General features: G+C 68.4%; 14 protein-coding genes. 8 read left to right on the forward strand and 6 right to left on the reverse strand.

All coding sequences use genetic code 11. The features are described 5' to 3' along the window. Positions 1-240: 240 nt before the first annotated feature. The gene (locus IZR01_RS13150; protein WP_194899199.1) at positions 241-1257 is read left to right on the forward strand and encodes a putative endonuclease domain-containing protein; all 1017 of its coding nucleotides are present in this window, start codon (positions 241-243) and stop codon (positions 1255-1257) included. A gap of 220 nt (positions 1258-1477) precedes the next feature. Here IZR01_RS13150 and IZR01_RS13155 read toward each other — a convergent pair whose 3' ends face one another. From IZR01_RS13155 to IZR01_RS13165, 3 genes are all read right to left on the reverse strand, one after another. Beyond that, positions 1478-2929 (reverse strand): ATP-binding protein, encoded by a 1452-nt coding sequence (locus IZR01_RS13155; RefSeq protein ID WP_194899200.1) that lies wholly within the window; start codon positions 2927-2929, stop codon positions 1478-1480. A gap of 220 nt (positions 2930-3149) precedes the next feature. Next, positions 3150-3623 (reverse strand): hypothetical protein, encoded by a 474-nt coding sequence (locus IZR01_RS13160; RefSeq protein ID WP_194899201.1) that lies wholly within the window; start codon positions 3621-3623, stop codon positions 3150-3152. Further along, positions 3605-4237, reverse strand: coding sequence for a hypothetical protein (locus IZR01_RS13165; RefSeq protein ID WP_228559363.1), 633 nt, complete (start codon positions 4235-4237; stop codon positions 3605-3607). The genes IZR01_RS13160 and IZR01_RS13165 overlap by 19 nt, the downstream gene beginning before the upstream one ends. A gap of 123 nt (positions 4238-4360) precedes the next feature. Here IZR01_RS13165 and IZR01_RS53200 point away from each other — a divergent pair, with 123 nt between their 5' ends. Further along, positions 4361-6784, forward strand: coding sequence for a helicase-associated domain-containing protein (locus IZR01_RS53200; protein ID WP_194899202.1), 2424 nt, complete (start codon positions 4361-4363; stop codon positions 6782-6784). An 832-nt stretch (positions 6785-7616) separates the two neighbouring features. Beyond that, positions 7617-8867 (forward strand): group II intron reverse transcriptase/maturase, encoded by a 1251-nt coding sequence (gene ltrA / locus IZR01_RS13175; protein ID WP_194923994.1) that lies wholly within the window; start codon positions 7617-7619, stop codon positions 8865-8867. Between the two features lie 210 nt (positions 8868-9077). Here ltrA and IZR01_RS50450 read toward each other — a convergent pair whose 3' ends face one another. After that, a complete protein-coding gene (locus tag IZR01_RS50450; protein WP_228559365.1) occupies positions 9078-9554 on the reverse strand; it encodes a WXG100 family type VII secretion target in 477 nt (158 codons plus the stop codon). Between the two features lie 97 nt (positions 9555-9651). On the opposite strand from IZR01_RS50450, the gene IZR01_RS13185 reads away from it, so the two are divergent. The 3 genes from IZR01_RS13185 (at position 9652) to IZR01_RS13195 (ending at position 12438) form a co-directional block, all read left to right on the forward strand. After that, on the forward strand, positions 9652-10272 hold the full coding sequence (locus IZR01_RS13185; protein ID WP_194923972.1) for a hypothetical protein: 621 nt from the start codon (positions 9652-9654) through the stop codon (positions 10270-10272). 23 nt (positions 10273-10295) lie between these two features. Further along, a complete protein-coding gene (locus IZR01_RS13190; protein WP_194923973.1) occupies positions 10296-10919 on the forward strand; it encodes a hypothetical protein in 624 nt (207 codons plus the stop codon). Between the two features lie 172 nt (positions 10920-11091). Beyond that, positions 11092-12438: a peptidase inhibitor family I36 protein gene (locus IZR01_RS13195; RefSeq protein WP_194923974.1), complete on the forward strand. Its 1347-nt coding sequence runs from the start codon at positions 11092-11094 to the stop codon at positions 12436-12438. A 29-nt stretch (positions 12439-12467) separates the two neighbouring features. Here IZR01_RS13195 and IZR01_RS13200 read toward each other — a convergent pair whose 3' ends face one another. Together IZR01_RS13200 and IZR01_RS13205 are read right to left on the reverse strand one after the other, a co-directional pair. Then, positions 12468-12944: a nuclear transport factor 2 family protein gene (locus IZR01_RS13200; RefSeq protein ID WP_228559367.1), complete on the reverse strand. Its 477-nt coding sequence runs from the start codon at positions 12942-12944 to the stop codon at positions 12468-12470. A 144-nt stretch (positions 12945-13088) separates the two neighbouring features. Next, positions 13089-14630 (reverse strand): ATP-dependent DNA ligase, encoded by a 1542-nt coding sequence (locus IZR01_RS13205; RefSeq protein ID WP_194923975.1) that lies wholly within the window; start codon positions 14628-14630, stop codon positions 13089-13091. Between the two features lie 156 nt (positions 14631-14786). Between IZR01_RS13205 and IZR01_RS13210 the strand changes: the two genes are divergently transcribed. Together IZR01_RS13210 and IZR01_RS13215 are read left to right on the forward strand one after the other, a co-directional pair. After that, positions 14787-15308 carry a SigE family RNA polymerase sigma factor gene (locus IZR01_RS13210; protein WP_194893060.1) on the forward strand — a complete coding sequence of 174 codons (522 nt, stop codon included), beginning with the start codon at positions 14787-14789 and terminating at the stop codon, positions 15306-15308. After that, complete coding sequence (locus IZR01_RS13215) at positions 15302-16558, forward strand: hypothetical protein (protein WP_194923976.1); 1257 nt, start codon at positions 15302-15304, stop codon at positions 16556-16558. The genes IZR01_RS13210 and IZR01_RS13215 overlap by 7 nt, the downstream gene beginning before the upstream one ends. Position 16559 lies beyond the last annotated feature (1 nt).

A 16559-nucleotide genomic window follows, 5' to 3' on the forward strand; every position in this document is an offset into this window, starting at 1 on the left:
CGTCCAGATGCGGCAACAGCGACTCGAACACCCCTCGGAACAACTCGACCATCTCACCCGGAACCGTCGTCATACCATATGAACGACCCACCCAACGGGAAGTCACCTGTAAAACAAATGCGCCCCCCTCATGGCCGGTTTTCCGCAACCATCGGCGTCTGTCGCCAACACGTCGCCGGTTATCCACAGGCTGCATGGGCGAGGTTGCCGCCGGTCGCGCCAGACTCCGACAGTTGAATCATGAGACAGACCAAACGCTACGAATCCGCCACCAGGTACGACACGGCACTCGTCAACGCACTGATCCGGTCGCAGGACCAGGTGGTCTCCCATCGGCAACTGCTCGAGCGCGGGTTCCCCGACCGGACGATCCGCAACCGCACGGCGCTGGGCGGCCCGTGGCAGCGAATACTCCCTCACACATATCTCACGCAGACCGGACCGCCGACGCCGCGACAGTTGGGACGGGCCGCGCTTCTCTATGGTGCGCCAGACTCGAAGTGGGGCGCCGTGCTCACCGGAGGCGCGGCGCTGGAGCTGTATGGGATGCGGAGGCTGCCCAGTCAGAAGCGGGTTCACATCCTCGTGCCGAGCGACAACCAACGCGCCACCACCGGTCACGTCGTCATCGAGCGGACGGCACGAATGCCAGCTCAGGTTACGCGGCACGGATTGGCCTGCGCGCCGTTCGCACGCGCGTTGGCGGACGCCGCCCGCCACTCGACAGACCTCGACGAGGTACGGGCCATGATGGCCGAGGCAGTCCAGCGCCGATTCTGCACACCACGGCACATCATCGACGAGGTTCGCGACGGGCCCATCCGCCACTCAAAACTCGCACATCGCGTAGCGCTGGAGATCGCCGACGGAATCCGCTCGCCGGCCGAGGGATGGCTCCGCGAGGCATTCACCCGGTTCCGCGTGCCACCGCCACGCTGGAACGCCACCCTCCGCGACGCGACCACGGGACAAACCATCGCGATCCCCGACGCGCTGTGGGCCAACTGCTGCCTCATCGCCGAAGTCGACTCCAGGGACTACCACTTGAGCCCCGATGACTGGCAGCGAACACAAGAGCGCCACACTAGGCTCGCAGCGCTCGGCTTCGTGATCCTCCACTTCGCACCAACCCGGATCAAAGCGGACCCCGAAACGGTCTGTATCGAAGTCGGAGCGGCACTCGCCGCCAACACCGGGCGCCCCTGGCCACAGTCAGTGCTCATGACGCGCGCCGACGACGTCGTGTGCACCTCATGAATGGAAAAACCGGGATCTTCCAGCTTTCCTGGAAGATCCCGGTTTTTACTGATGGTGGAGCTGATCTTGCGGTACTTGAACACCGTTGACCTGCCACATGGCACTGCACACGCCGATCGGCAGGACGAGCCGGCTGGCCCTCCGTAGCGCTGCGTCGTCCACGCGGATAGAACTCGCGACGTATACCGCGCTCGCCACGGGGTCGGAGGCCGAGTTTCGGTCATTCACCGTGGTAGATGCGTGGCAAGTCTACGAGTTGGATGGAGGGGTCCTCGGTCGCGCGCCGCCGGAGTTCAGGCATGAATCCGGCGCCACTGTAGAAGATCAGCCGGGTGTCGGCGGCTTGGGCCGGATCCCGAGTGCGGAGAAGGTCTCGAGTCCCTTCCAATCGGCGGAGGTGGCCCATTCCGATGATGTCGCTCCATTTCGCTTCGCCGATGGCCAGGAGGATTTCACGCCCGGATCCGTCGCGGCCGAAGGCGGCCACATCGACTTCGCGTCCGGTACGTGTCGCCGGATCGCTGAGGCTGCCGGAGGCGACACGGTCGGCGTTGCCGCCGAGGGTGTCCGGGCTGGCTTGCCAACGGGTCCACTCACGGGATAGTTGCTCGAAGTGCGGGCCGAGGACCTTGGACTGGAACGTCGGCTGGACGCGCTGCCAGACACGCTCAGCGCGTCCGGGGCGTTCCAGATCTCCCCAAACCGGGCGCATGACCGCGTGATAGAAGGACACGAGAGGCTCGGCGATCCGGTACGAGGAGCGGTTCTTGCGGAATGCGTCCTCCTCATGGGTGATCATGCCGACGTCCTGCAGAACTGACAGCGGATGTGCCAGGTCGGTGGACTTGCGTCCGAGGTAGTCGGCGATACCGCCGCGGTTCGCGTTGCCATTGGCGATGGCGGCCAGGACCGAATGGTATAGGGCCGTGTCGTAGAGATCCGGTTCCTCGGCCAGCAGGTAGCGGGCTTCACGGAACAACGGCCGGCCGGGGTTCAAGACCGCACGGGCGACCCAGGGGTCGAAGTCTTCCGGGTCTGCGGGGGAATCGCCTTGAGCGAACTCCCGCCGGTAGGCCGGGGTTCCGCCAACGATCGAGTGGGTCAAGGCGGCAGTGCGCTCATCGGTGATTCCCCAGAATTGTGCCGCGAGACGATAGTCGAGGGTGGGGACGATCAGATCGAGGCCCGCTCGCCCGCGCAAGGGGGCGTTCCCCGCCAAAAGCTTGCCCATGAACGAAAGGGCCGACCCGCACAGCAACAACCGCACCGGAGTATTCGAGTGTTGAGCTGCCGGGTCCAAAGCGCGCTGGATGATCGACGGCAGCGCCGGGGACGCCTTGGCCAGGAAGGGGAACTCATCGATCACGACGACCTTGGGGCCATCAGTGGCGATCCTCATGAGCCGGCCGATCGCCTCATCCCAGTCCGCGAACCGGAACGGCGTCGGCTCGTCCAGGTGTCGGGCCAGAGCCTGTCCGAACTGGCCCAGGGCATCGGCCTCGGTGGTCTCGGTCGCGGTGAACATGAAACCGCAGGTCGCCCGAGAGATCGCATCCAGAAGGAACGTCTTGCCCTGGCGCCGTCGGCCGGACACTATCCCGAGCGTGGCCCGCGCCTCGGCGTAGGTGGCGAACCGGGCCAGCTCCGACCACTCGAAGTCCCGATCGAACATCTCAGCCGGCCTGGTCACACGAGCAACATCCATCAGCGCCTCCGCATCGAGTAGGTCCAGCTATTATAACTCCACCTATTCAAAGGGACTTCGCCGTCGACCCCTGGGAGGAGCCCGCCGGGGACGCCACCGGCACCCGTTTATTCGACAAGTCCCCAAGTGTGCGCGTGGCCCACCACGTCACGGCGGCTCGGCCCGGGCGTATCCGACGTGCAGCCGGTCAACGCCGCCTTATGACGCGTTGCGCGGTGTCCGGGATCTCGGCGCCGATCGCGGCAGCAAGTAGATGGAACCCCGCATGTCCCGGAAGCCGTTCCAAGCCAGCGGTGATCAACGCTCGGGCACGTTGGCTGTCACCGACCAGTAGTGCCACCCGTGCCTGGAAGGCGACGATGTCCGAGCTGGCCGACGCCAGTGCGGGATGTTCGGCGATCCGGATCAGGCGGTCGGTGCCGTCGTAGTCGGGCAGACGTTCCAACAGCAGGTCATGCCACACGGACAGATCGTCTCCGCGGCGGGACCGCTCGAACTCCGTGGGGTCGTAGCTGCTGACACCGGTCAAGACACCGCGGCTTGATCGCCGCCCCGTGGGTGTCGATGTCGGCGTGAGCCGGTCGAGCTGTTCCAGGTACGCATCCGTGCACGCGATCCACGCGTCCGGTGTGGGCAGCAGTTTCACGACGACCGACGCCAACGACACCTCCTGATCTGCGACCGGGCCGTCACCGACGCGGGTCCAGCCGTATTCTGCTCCCACCGGACCAACTGGGACATGGCCCGGTCCGCGAACGCCGGCATCCCGTAGCGGCGCAGCACGGAGGCCCACAGGTCGGCCACGAGATCGGAGACCACGATGCGCGCAGCCGCCACCGGGTCCTCGCTGTGCACGTAGTCATGGTCCTTCAAGGTCACGGCCAGGCTGATGAGCTGCTCCAGCGCCTTCTCGGCCGCGGCGGGGTCCGGGGCGGCGAGAGCGGCCCGCGCGTCGGCCACGTGCTGCCGGAACGTGACCCGCCAGCGCGACCGCTCGGTGCGGTGTACCCGCCGGTCGCCGGCCATGTACGCCCCGGATCTCACCATGGAGACGAACTCGGCAGCCGCGCGTCGCACCTGTTCCGGATCCGGCGCCTCGGCCTTGCTCCGAGCTTTCGGAACCTGCGGGGTCGCAGCCGTCTCGGCTTCGATCCACTCCCGCAACGGGGCGGCGCCGCGCCAGTACAGATTCCACAACGCCTTCTTCAGACGCTCCTCGTCCAGCGCTGCGAGGCGCGCATAGAACTCGTCCTTGCCCATCCGGTCACTCGCCACACCGATCACGATAGCCGGGCAGGGAGTCGCGCCTGCCGCGGCCGGCCGAATCGTTGCCCGCGCGCAGTAGTACCGAGTAGTTCCACCTCGGCGTCCGGCATGCCGCAGGTAGGCTCTGGGGACGTGAGCGGACAGACAGCGGGTGCGGTGACGGCGGCGCGGCTGCGCGCTCTGGGCGGAGACGGACTGGCGACCTTGCTGCGCCGACGCTCCGACGCTGTGACCGACCCGGTTCCGGGGAGCCTGACGGAGCTCGCCGAGCGCCTGGACACCGCCGCGTCGGTGACGGCCGCGCTGCGGCGGGTGGATCTGATGACGCTGCAGGTGGCCGAGGCCGTTGCGGCTCTCGGCGGGACGGTGCGCCGGCCGGCGCTGGAAAACCTGCTGGGGATCACGTCCGACCCGTCGCCGTCGGCGCTGGACCGGGTGCTGTCGGGGCTGGCCGCCGACATGCTGATGGATCCCGGATCCGGGGCGCTGACGCCCGTCCTGGCCGGGGCGTGGGCCCGGCCGCTGGGGCTGGGGACGCCGGCGGCGGACCTGTACGCCTCCCGCACTGCCGAGGACTTGAAGGCGTTTGCCCGCGCGGCCGGGCTCAGGGTCGGCACTCGCAAGAGCGAGGTGCTGGCCGACGTCGTCGCGACGTTCATCGACCCGGACACGGTGCGCGCCGTCGCCAGCAGGCTTCCGCAGCCCACGCAGGAGCTGCTAAGGCGGATCGCCGACGGCGAAGAGATCCACGAGTACACCTACTACTCCCCGCGATACAACCGACCGCAGCGGCCCGTCGACCATGCGATCGCGTGCGGCCTGGTCGTCCGCGCCGACTGGGACAGCGGCCTGCGCATGTGCGCGGAGGTCGCCCTGGCTTTGCGTGCGGGCTACACCGCCCCGTTCGACCACGCCGAACCCGCCCTGGAACGCACGCTCGTCGCCCCGTCGACGGTCGCCGACGGCGCCCTGGCCGCGGCCGGCGCTTTCGTCCGCTCGGTGGCCGCGTTGCTCGACCACTGCTCGCGCGCCAAGGTCGCGGCCCTGAAGTCCGGCGGCATCGGCACCCGTGAGATTGCGAAGCTGGTCAAGACCCTGCGCTGTTCCGAGGACGAGGTCCGTCTGACGCTGGCGCTGAGCCATGCCGCCGGGCTCCTCGCGCTCGACGGCGGACAGGCTGCCCCGACCAGCGGGTACGACCACTGGCTCACGCTCGATCCCGCCGAGCGTCACGCCGCGCTCGGCGCCGCGTGGTGGTCTCTGCCCACAGTGCCGCTGGCCACCACCGGTGCCTGGAATCCCGCCGAAACCGAGCCTGCACCCGGCTCCGCCCTCCGGCGAGCCCTGATGTCGCTCGTCGCAGACCACAACGAGGCAGGTGAGGCATCCGGCGACAACGACACGGCAACTGCCACCGCGCTCGCCGACGACACGGCCCTGCCCGCCGCAGCGGCCTGGCAGTTCCCGCTGCTGGCCGGACCCCGCGAGCAGGCGACCGCCCGGGCCGGCGCCTGCTGGCGCGAGGCACAGCTCCTTGGCGCGGTCGCGGCCGGCGCCCTCACCGGGCTCGGCCGCGCACTACAGTCCGGCACGGACCCCGCCACCGCCCTAGCAGGATTGGAATCGGCCCGCGGAACTGCCCGGCTTCAAGCCGATCTGACTGCCGTCGTCACCGGCACCCCGTCATCGGCTCTGTCCGAACTGCTGGACTCCTGCGCCGATCTGGAGACCCGCGGCACCGCCTCGATCTGGCGCTTCAGCCCGTCCTCCGTCCGCCGCGCGCTCGACACCGGCGACTCCGAACTGTCCTTGCGGCAGCGCCTGTCCGCCATCGCCGACGGCGGCCTGCCACAGCCGTTGGAATACCTGATCGACGACATCGCCCGCCGCCACGGCACGGTCCGTGCGCAAGCCGTGGCCTGCTGCCTGCGCAGCGACGACACCGCCCTGCTGGCCGAGATCGCCGCCGAGCGCCGGCTGCGCGGTCTCGGACTACGCCTGCTGGCCCCGACCGTCCTGGCTTCTGACCAGCCACTGGACCAGACTCTCGCAGCACTGCGAACCGCAGGCTTCGCCCCACTGTCCGAAGCCGCGGACGGCACCCCGATCATCGAGCGCGTCCAGGCCCGCCGGGCCCCGGCGAAACCGAAGGCTGCGAAAGTCGTCAGCCTCCGCAGCGCACGCGCGCAGGTCCCCGAACCCCGCCAGGCCTCCCGACCGCCGTCTCCGACGGATCCCAGCGTGCTCGCCAAGCAGCTACTGGCCGGGCCCGACTTTGCACTCACCGCGCCGAACCCGATCCTGCACGCGGTGAGCGGACACGCCCGCGACCTCACCACGGCCGAAGCGAAGATCCTGGCCCACGCCATCGACAACCACCTGCCGGTAACCATCGAATACGTCAACCGCCAAGGCGGCACCAGCACCCGCACCATCGAGAACATCCAACTGGCCGGCGGCTCGGCGCTGCTGGCCTGGTGCCGCCTCCGTCAAGACGAACGCTGGTTCAACCTCGACCGCATCCTCACCGTCGAGCCGACAGCCACCCAGACGTGACGCGGTGGGGTGGCGAAGAGGAACTTCCTGAACCGCGGCCCGACTGTGGCAGCACCCGCCCAGCCGTAGCACCGTTGCCCAGAGCCCAAAAAATCGGGATCATACAGGAATTCCTGGATGATCCCGATTCCTACTACTTTGTGGAGCCGGCGGGAATCGAACCCGCGTCCACGCATAATTCGCGAGTCGGTTCTTTTCAAATACGGCGCCATCTTTCGAGATGGCGCCGTATTTTTGTTGTGCGCCCAGCATGGGCGGTTGTTTGGAGGTGGAAGTCCTCTGGGGGTGGAGCTGGTGCCTACCCCGAGCTGGAGGCAAGGGCGTCGTCGTGAGGCGGGGTCTGGAGGAAGCCCGAGGCGAGACCTGGGTACCGAGGAACACGAACCGTGTAGGAGGCGTGCTGGTCGGGTCAGTCTGCAACGGAAGACGACGCCCGTCACCGGCAAGAGGGCCAGTGCGTAAACGCGGCGGGGATTCAGGGATAGCAGCCGTTCTTACCTGGGGAGATCTGTTCGGGTGTCGGGAGGCCGGGGTTGCCGGGAGGTCCGACCTGACCGGGGCCGTGAGGTGCCGGTGGGACCGGATAGAAGTCAGCAGAGGTCGCGTAGTACCGGCCGGGATGTGCGTGGTGGGTCGGGAAGGGCCGAACGTCAAGTGGAGCGGAGTAGTTGGTGTTGCTCGTGCCGGTCACGGTGATCGCAGCCATCCCGCGGACGCGGGCCTGGTGGGGAAGGGGACGGTGCATCCGTTGAGTACCCCGTCAGAGCGTAGTGGCCGGTCGGTGCGCATCGAGGAGGACGCTCACCGCGATCAGGGGGATCTGTGGCAGCGGATGCTGTCGCGGGAGAACCTGATGGCGGCGCTCAATCGAGTCGAGGCTAACCGGGGTGCGCCCGGTGCGGATGGCATGACCACGGAGCAGTTACGGCCGTGGCTGGTCGAGCACTGGGCGCGGATTCGGGAGGAGCTCGATGCTGGGGTGTTCCGGCCGCAGCCGGTCCGTCGGGTGGCGATTCCCAAGCCCGGGGGTGGCGAGCGGATGTTGGGGGTGCCTCGGGTGCTGGATTGTTTTCTTCAGCAGGCGATGGCCCAAGTCCTTGTCCCGATCTTCGATCCGGAGTTTTGTCCGACGTCGTTCGGGTTCCGTCCGGGTCGCAGTGCGCACCAGGCGGTGCGCAGGGCGGTGCGGGCGATCGAGGACGGTCACCGCTGGGTGGTGGATCTTGATCTGGACCGGTTCTTTGACCGGGTCCAGCATGATGCGCTGATGGCCAGGGTGGCCAGGAAGGTCGATGACCGCCGGGTGCTCAAGCTCATTCGCCGGTTCCTGGAAGCCGGGATCAGGGACGGCGGGATCGTTTCGGCGTCGGTGGAGGGGACCCCGCAGGGTTCTCCGCTGTCGCCGATCTTGTCGAACATCATGCTGGACGACCTGGACCGGGAGCTGTGGGATCGCGGTCTGCGGTTCGTGCGCTACGCCGATGATGTTCGTATCTTCGTGCGCAGCAAGCGGGCCGCTACCAGGGTGCTGGGCTCGGTTACGAAGGTGATCGAGGGCCGGCTGCATCTGTTGGTGAACCGGGAGAAGTCGAAGGTGGTTCCGGCGTCCGTCATGACGATGCTGGGGTTCGGCTTCTACTTCGTCCGGGGCGGGAAGGTCAGGGTCCGGGTCGATCCGAAGGCGGTTGTTCGTCTGAAGATGCGGATCCGGGAGCTGACCTCGCGCAGGTGGTCGATCGCGATGGATGAGCGGATTGCGGCGATCAACCGCTATGTCACCGGGTGGATGGGCTACTTCCGGCTGGCGGACACCCCGAAGGTGTTCGCCGAGTTGGATAAGTGGTTCCGCCGCAGGATGCGGCAGATCCGCTGGAAGGAGTGGAAACGCTGGTCGGCGAGATATCGGAACCTGAAGGCTCTGGGTATCGGCGACTGGCAGGCCCGCGAGTGGGCGTCCAGTAGCAAAGGCTACTGGCGCATCGCGGGGTCCGCTGTTCTGGACAGGGCGCTGCCGAATTCCTACTGGGGCGACCAGGGCTTGAAACTGTTGAAACCGACCTGGCTGAGATTGAGATCAGCCTGACGAACCGCCGGATGCGTGGCCCGCATGTCCGGTGGTGTGGGAGGCGGGTCGGGTGACCGACCCGCCTACCCGATTCTAGGCCGTGGTCGGCGCGGCATACAGTCTCGGCGGCAGGGGCGGGATCGCCGGTCAGGGCCGCTCGGGCTATGCCGTCGTGAGACTCGCCCGCCGAGGGCGATCCTGGCTGTTGGAACGCCGGGTAAGCGGAATTCAGGGCTCGAGGATCTCCCCGAGGTCGACTCGCGAGTCGAGGCACGCGACGAACTGGTCGCGGTGGACGAACAGCTGCTGGTACGCCTCGGAGCCGGGCTTGTCGACCGTGATACGGACCAGGTCCGGTGAGTCTGCGGGCAGGTCCTCGAAACAGATCGCGCAGCTGTAGATGATGGTCGACGAGTCTTCCAGCCAGTACGCGGTCAGGGCATCAGAGGCTTCGCCGTAGGAGACGTACAGCTTCTGCAGACGGCCCGGTAGCGGGCCGAAGGCGGCTTTGAAGGCGTCGGCTGTTTGTCCGACCCAGGACAGTGCGGTGGCGTCGCCGCCGAACGAATTCAGAGCGGACCAGGCACTTTGGACGTCGTGCGAGAAGTCCCCGAACTCCTTCGCCAGCGCCTGGACCGACTCCACCATGCCCGGCGTCGGATCCCCGCCCAGGCCCAACACGTCCCATCCGATTGGACGCACCACTAGTAAGCCCCCCGATTCCCCCGTGCGGCTGCCGCCGCCATAACAGTGTTCTGCGTTACCTCGACGTACGACGGTGGATGAGTGTACAAAGTCGTTCATGGATTCCGAAACCCCTGAGCTGGGACCGATTACCTACCGTCTCGGTCTGGGGGAGGATTGGTACCGGATTCGGTTGGATGAGCACGCCGAGGCAGACGTCAAAACCTTCCTGGACGTGATGTTCGACGGCCTGCCCGCCGATGCGGTGGAGCAGGTAAGGACCCTGTTCTCGGTGCAGTTCGCGACGCAGATCGCCGCGGCTCGTGCCAGGCGCGGGATCGAGATGCTGGTGCCGGCGCCGAAGCCCGGGGGTGCTGCTCTGCCCGGCGCCGCGGTGCTCATCGCCGAGGTGGTGATTCCGACGTCGGTCGTGCCCGACCCGGTCGAGGTCGCCGCCCGGGTGGCGCGGGGCTCCGCCGGTGCCCGTACCGGTGTCATCGCGGGTTCGGTCGCGGTGCGGATCGATCACACGGCCGCTGACACTGAGGCGGACGAGGACGATGGGAAGCCCGAGTCATCGACTCGCAAGCGCATCGAATACGTGTTGGCGGTGCCGGACGACCACCGCTGGCTGTCGATCGACCTGAGTGTGCAGGCCGTCGCGGGGTTCGATGTGGAGCGGACGATCACAGAGTTCGATGAAGCGGTCGCGGGGCTTGATTGGTCTGAGGCGGAATAGTCCCCTTGTGATTTCATGTGCCCATGACTCAGGACAGCGTGGCCATACCCGCCAAGGAGTTCTACGCGAAGCGCACTCGCCACTACCTCGCCGAGCGGGGTTTGGACGAGCAGGTGCTGGCCGCGGTGTCAATTCAGCCCGCCGGGCAGTCGCAGGACACGCTGAATCGGAGTGTCGGCGGTGCGGTCGGGAGTGTGGCCGGGGGCGTGGCTGCGGGTGCGCTCGGCGGGGGCGGTCAGGTGTCGGAGATGCTGCCGGTGATCGGGAGCAGGGTGGGTCGTGGTGTGGCCAACGATCTGAACGCCGGGCGGGAGGTGCCCGTCGGTCGGGCGACGTGGGCTGACGGGCAGTTGCCGAAGAACGGGTTGCTGGTGTTGACGAGCGGGCGGCTGCTGGTGTTCTCGAAGGCCGCGATGGGGTTGTTCAGTGCCAAGCCGAAGGCGGCGGCGATGGACATCCCGCTGGGCGAGGTGAGTGGCGTGTCAGAGCCCGTGGAAGTGCGGGTCGCGGGGATGAACACGGTGCAGGTGGCGATCGGGCTGCGCTCCGGTGGGGCATTGCGGGTCGAGTTCCCGATGGTGGCCGTCAAGAACGGCACCGCGCTGGTGGCGGAGTTGGTGCGGCGGATCGCGCCGACCGCGGCCTAATACCCCGGATCCACGGCAGTCACTGCCTATGACACGCACGTCCGACTGTGCAATCAGTGTGCTGTGATTATGCCGCCCGCCTGCGACACTACTGACGGTGTCAGTCATCTCACAACTCTTGGAGTGACCTCACCCACCCCACACGCACCACGACCTCACGAAGGGAAAGACCATGTCCCTCCTCCTGTACAGCAGACCCCGGCGCCGGATGCGGGCGACCGTGGCGGCGGTGGCCGTGCTCGCGGCGGCGGCCGCCACCACCGGTGCGATGGCCGGGTCGGCGCAGGCCGCGGCGACCGGCTCCCGCTGGACCGAGAACCTGTCCCAGGTGCAGTCCTCCGACTTCAACGTCGCCTGGACCGGCGCGGCACTGACGGTCAAGGACGGCCGGGTGCACGCGGCGTCGGCGCAGGACACCCGCGGCTACGGCCAGGACGTCCTGCCCGCGCACAGCCTCGCCGCCCCGGCGAACCAGGTCGTGGTGACGCTGACCGCGAACCGGCCGGCCGGCTCCGAGGCGCAGGTGGACGTCCGCGGCCTCGGGCTGAACGGGAAGTGGACGCAGTGGACGTCCGCGCGGGCGACCGGGGCGACCCGGCTGCCGGAGTCGGTGACCAAGGTGCAGGCGCGCATAACGTTGCGCAACGGCGCGCAGGGAGCTGTACCGGGTATCAGTAAGCTGACTCTGGACGCCACCGACGTCGCCGGTGCCGTGCCGCAACTCGCCCCGGCATCAGAGTCCTACCAGGTCTACGCCACCCGGGAAGGCCTGGTCGGCGGCACGACCGCGAACGGTCACGTGATCCAGCCCAACGACCACTTCGTGGCGCTGCCCTCGGGCACCGCGCTGTCGCCGAACGGCAGTGGCGACTACTCGGTCCAGGTCTGCGGCCCGAGTGCCTGTGAGACGGCGCCGGTCTGGGACGTCGGCCCGTGGAACACGCACGACGACTACTGGGACGCCAGCCGGGCCGAGTTCACCGACCTGCCGCAGGGCGAGCCGGAGGCACAGGCCGCGTACCAGAGCGGCTACAACGGCGGCCACGACGAGTTCGGCCGCAGCGTCTCCAACCCCGCGGGCATCGACCTCGCCGACGGCACCTTCTACAACATCGGCCTGAACGACAACGGCTACGTCACCGTGACCTACCTGTGGACCGGCGGCGGTGGCGGCAGCGGCCCGTCGGTCACCGGCATGGGCCAGTGCGCCACGTCGTCCAACGCCGACTGCTCCGGTGCCGCGGCCGGCAACGGTTCGGACTGCTACAGCGGCCACTTCTGCATCTACACCGGCCCGAACTACACCGGCACCGTGTTCTCCTTCTATCACTGCCAGTACAACGGCGGTGACTGGGCTCTACAGAACTGGGTCGCGGCCGGGTCCTATATCAACGACAACTCCGGTGGGACCGACGCCGACACCAAGGACCAGAACCACAACGTCATCACCGCATCCGCACCAGGTGACAGAAACACGAACTACGACTTCAATCCGGTCTACTACATCCAAGCATGCTGATGTCGTGAGGCATCGGGGAGCGTGCCTGGTCACGCGACCAGCGCACGCTCCCAGTGCTGGGTGTCGGCGTATTCCCGCATCGTCACGATCTTCTCGTCGCGGACGATGAACACGGCGATGTTGCGCTGGTCGTAGGAGCGGCCGGTCTTGCCGACGCCCCAGGAGCGCCATTCGATCAGCACCTGCTCGCCCTGGTCGAAGACGTTGGTGACTTGCAGACCGACCTCGTGGGCGGGGTCGAAGTGCGCGAAGGCGGTGCGCAGGAAGCCGTCGATGACCTGGTCGCGGCCCTGCCAGGTGCCGGAGATCGGGAGGTCGCCGCCGTACCAGACGGAGCCGTCCTCGGCCCAGCAGTCGCGGATCGTTTCCTGGTCGCCGTCGGCGAGGGCCGCGAAGTAGCGGAGGACGAGCAGCCGCGGCGTGGTGGCCGTCGTGGCACCTGTAGCACCCGTGGCACCCATGGCAGCTGTGGTAGCGATCGGTGTGGTGTCCGTGGTCGTGTTCATCGCGCTGTCTCTCCTAGATCCGACTGGCCGCCGGTGCTTCCCCGCCGGCACAGCTCCAGTTCAGCGCAATAGATCGCGGCGACCAATGAGCAGTCCGCTCTCGCATCCATCATGGATCGTGATGGTTGGAAAGCCATGCCCGCCTCAGCCCTGGACGAACTGCCGCACCGCGTCGATCGTGTCAGCATCCTGAGCCCGCTTGTCGTCGCGATACCGGATGATCCGTGCGAACCGCAGCGTCACCCCACCCGGGTAGCGCGAACTGCGCTGGACGCCGTCGAACGCCACCTCGACCACCAGCTCCGGCCGTACGCGCACCGTCCAGTCGTCCGCGGACGTCTGCAACGCCCGCAACCGCTCGGTCTGCCAGGCCAGCAGCTCGTCGGTCATGCCCTTGAAAGTCTTGCCCAACATGACGAATCCGCCGCTCTCGGGGTCGCGCGCGGCCAGGTGCAGGTTGCTCAGCCGGCCGCTGCGCCGGCCGTGGCCCCACTCGGCGGCGATCACCACCAGATCCAGGGTGTGCACCGGCTTGACCTTCAGCCAGGCCGAGCCGCGGCGGCCGGCGGTGTAGGGGGCGGCGAGGGACTTCACGACGACGCCTTCGTGGCCGCGGTCGAGCGCGTCGTTCGTGAACGCCTCCGCGGCCTCGGGGTCGTCGGTGACCAGGCGCGGGGCCAGCGCCGCGGGCGGCGCGATCGAGGCGAGCAGGGCGGAGCGTTCCTGGGAGGGCAGGTCGATCAGGTCGCGGCCGTCGAGGTGCAGGAGGTCGAAGAGGAAGACGGTCAGCGGGATCTGCTCGCGGAGTTTGGTGACGTCGCGACGGCTCCCGGTGCGGCTCGCGGTCTCCTGGAAGGGGCGCGGTCGGCCGTCGGCGGCCAGGGCCAGCGCCTCGCCGTCCAGCACCGCGGACGTCACCGGGAGCGCCCGCGCCAGCGCGACGGCTTCCGGCAGCCGGTCGGTGATGTCGTCCAGACTGCGGGTGAAGACCTGGACCCGGTCGCCGTCGCGGTGGATCTGGACCCTGATTCCGTCGAGCTTCCACTCCAGCGCCGCCGGGGATGCCTTCTCCAGCGCCGCGGTGACGTTCTCGGCCGTCCCGGCCAGCATCGGCTGGATCGGGCGCCCGAGGACCAGGCCGATCCGGCGCAGCCCGGGGACACCGTCGCTCAGCGCGGTCTGGGCGGCCGCCGCCAGATCGCCGCCGAACATGGCCGCGCGGCGCACCTCGGCGGCCGGGACCTGCGCCGCCTTGGCGACCGCGTCGGCCATGACGCCGTCCAGCGCGCCCTGGCGCAGCTCGCCGGTCAGGAGCCGGTGCAGGAAGGCTTGTTCCTCGGCGGTGGCGCGGGCGAACAGCGCGGTCAGCAGCTCGCGGCGGCGGGCCTGCGATCCGGCACCGGAGGTCGTGCCGATCTCGCCGAGGATCCGGTCGACCTCGGCGACCTCCAGCTCGGCGACCTCCAACCCGCCGGCCCCGGCGGCCGGGGCGGGGAGGTCGCGCAGGGTGGCCCAGCCGACGCCGATCTGCCGCTGCGGCAGTTCCCCGGACAGGTAGTGGACGGCGACCGAGATCTCCGCGGGCGCGGCCGTCCGCAGCCGTTCGGCCAGCAGGGCGATCTTGGCCGAGCGGGCCGAGGTCTCGGCGACCGCCGTGGAGGTGGTGGCCAGATCGAGCAAGCGCATGAGGAAATGGTCCGCCACCGCACTGACAGGTGCGAGCCGAGTCACCCACATGGTGGTGGTGAACGCGGGGTCGGGGTCGGGGTGCGGTTCGGCAAGTGTTCCCGCCGGCGGCAGTGATTTCGGGGCCCTGCCTCGTGTAGTAGGGCGAGGAGGGCAATGGACATCGAAGATGAGCGGCGGTTCCGGGAGTTCGTCGGCGCCCGGTCGAAAGCGTTGCTACAGACCGCCTATCTGCTGACCGGCGATTGGGAACACAGCCGCGATCTGGTGCAGAGCGCGCTGGCGGGACTGGCGCGCAGGTGGGGCCAGCTGGCCGAGCCGGGGCGCGCCGAGGCCTACGCGCGCAAGGCGATCTACCACGCGCACGTGGACCGCACGCGGCGGCTGTCGTGGCGGCGCGAACGGACCACGGCGACGGTGCCGGACACACCCGCGGAACTGTCGGACCCGGCCGATCTGGTCGCCTCGCGGCAGGACGTGATCGCGGCCCTGCGCAAGCTGCCGCCGGGGCAGCGTGCCGTGGTCGTGCTGCGGTATTTCGAGGATCGGACGGACGAGGACATCGCCGAGGTGCTGGGGATCTCCACCGGCACGGTGCGCAGCCAGCGCTTCAAGGCGCTGAGGGCGTTGCGGGTGAGCGTGGGCAACGACTTGAAGGAGGAGGAGACGGCATGGTGACGGAACAGGACTTGCGGGAGGCGTTGGCCGAGGTCGTCGAGGACCCGGAGGCGGACGCGTTCACGCTGGGGCTGTCGGACCGGGCCCTGGCCGAGGCCGGCACCGGTTCGTACTGGCGGCGGGCGATGGTGGGCAAGCGCGGAAAGCTGGTGCCGGGGATCGCCGTCGGCTCGGCCTTCGTGGTCGCCGCGGCGGTCGGCGTGGCGGCGCTCGGCGGCGGTTCCGGCGGCGGGTCGACGGTATCGACGGTCGTGGTGCCCAACACGTCCGCGGATCCGGTGGGTCAGTCGGCGCTGACGGAGTTCGCGGCGGAGTGCATCGACGGGCGCGGACCGAAGCTGGCCCTGTCGTACGTCTGGAACCCGGCGACGCAGCAGTATCAGGGCGTTCTCGGTGACGTGTCGACCTCCTTCCAGGCGTCCCCGAACGGGAAGCAGGCGCTGGTACAACAGGGCCTGCCGCAGTGGGCACAGTCGTGGGCTGTCGCGGACTGGTCGGACGCGGTGGCCGGGAACCTGACGAGGCACCTGATCACGGACCCCGTCGGCATGCAATGGACCGCCGACGGCAAGGAGGTGGTCACCCAGCTCGCCTGGGACTCGGTGGGGAAGACCGAGACCATCGTGGTCAAGAACAAGACGGCCGACTTCTACGACCCGGCATCGGGCCGCCTTCTGGCCTCGGTCCTCATCCCGCACCAGGTGCTCGCGATGGCGGCGAGCGGTCAGTGGTCGGTGCAGCAGTGGCAGGGCGACCATGACAGTGTCCTGTTCCCGCTGCTGCGCAGCGACGGCAAGGAGATGGTCTTCCTGAACGCGCAGGGTGCCACTGTCCGGACCCTGACATTCAAGGACGGCCTGCCCGCGACGATCCTGAATCAGTCGGAACCATCCGAGGTGGCCGCGATCTCTCCCGACGGCCGCTACCTCGCGGAGTCCGACAACGGGCAAGTCGCGACCTTCGACCTCAACGCCGGCGGTAAGCGCATCGGCACCATGGACGACGCCTCCCGGAACTACTACAACGGCTGGACCGGCGACCACCAGATCGTCACCGCGACCGACGAGTCGCAGTCCACCGCGTCGCAGAAAGCGCCAGGCCACAGCCCGCTGTACCGGGTGCTGTCCCCGGAGCTGAAGGTGTTGCAGGAGGCGAGGTTCACCTTGCCGTCCGACCGGAACGGAAATTGCGCGACGTGGCCCATGACGTGGGCGCCGAAGGCACAATTCCCGGGGGCGTTCGTGCCCTGAT

Source organism: Catenulispora pinisilvae, assembly GCF_015356865.1.
GTDB classification, from domain to species: domain Bacteria; phylum Actinomycetota; class Actinomycetes; order Streptomycetales; family Catenulisporaceae; genus Catenulispora; species Catenulispora pinisilvae.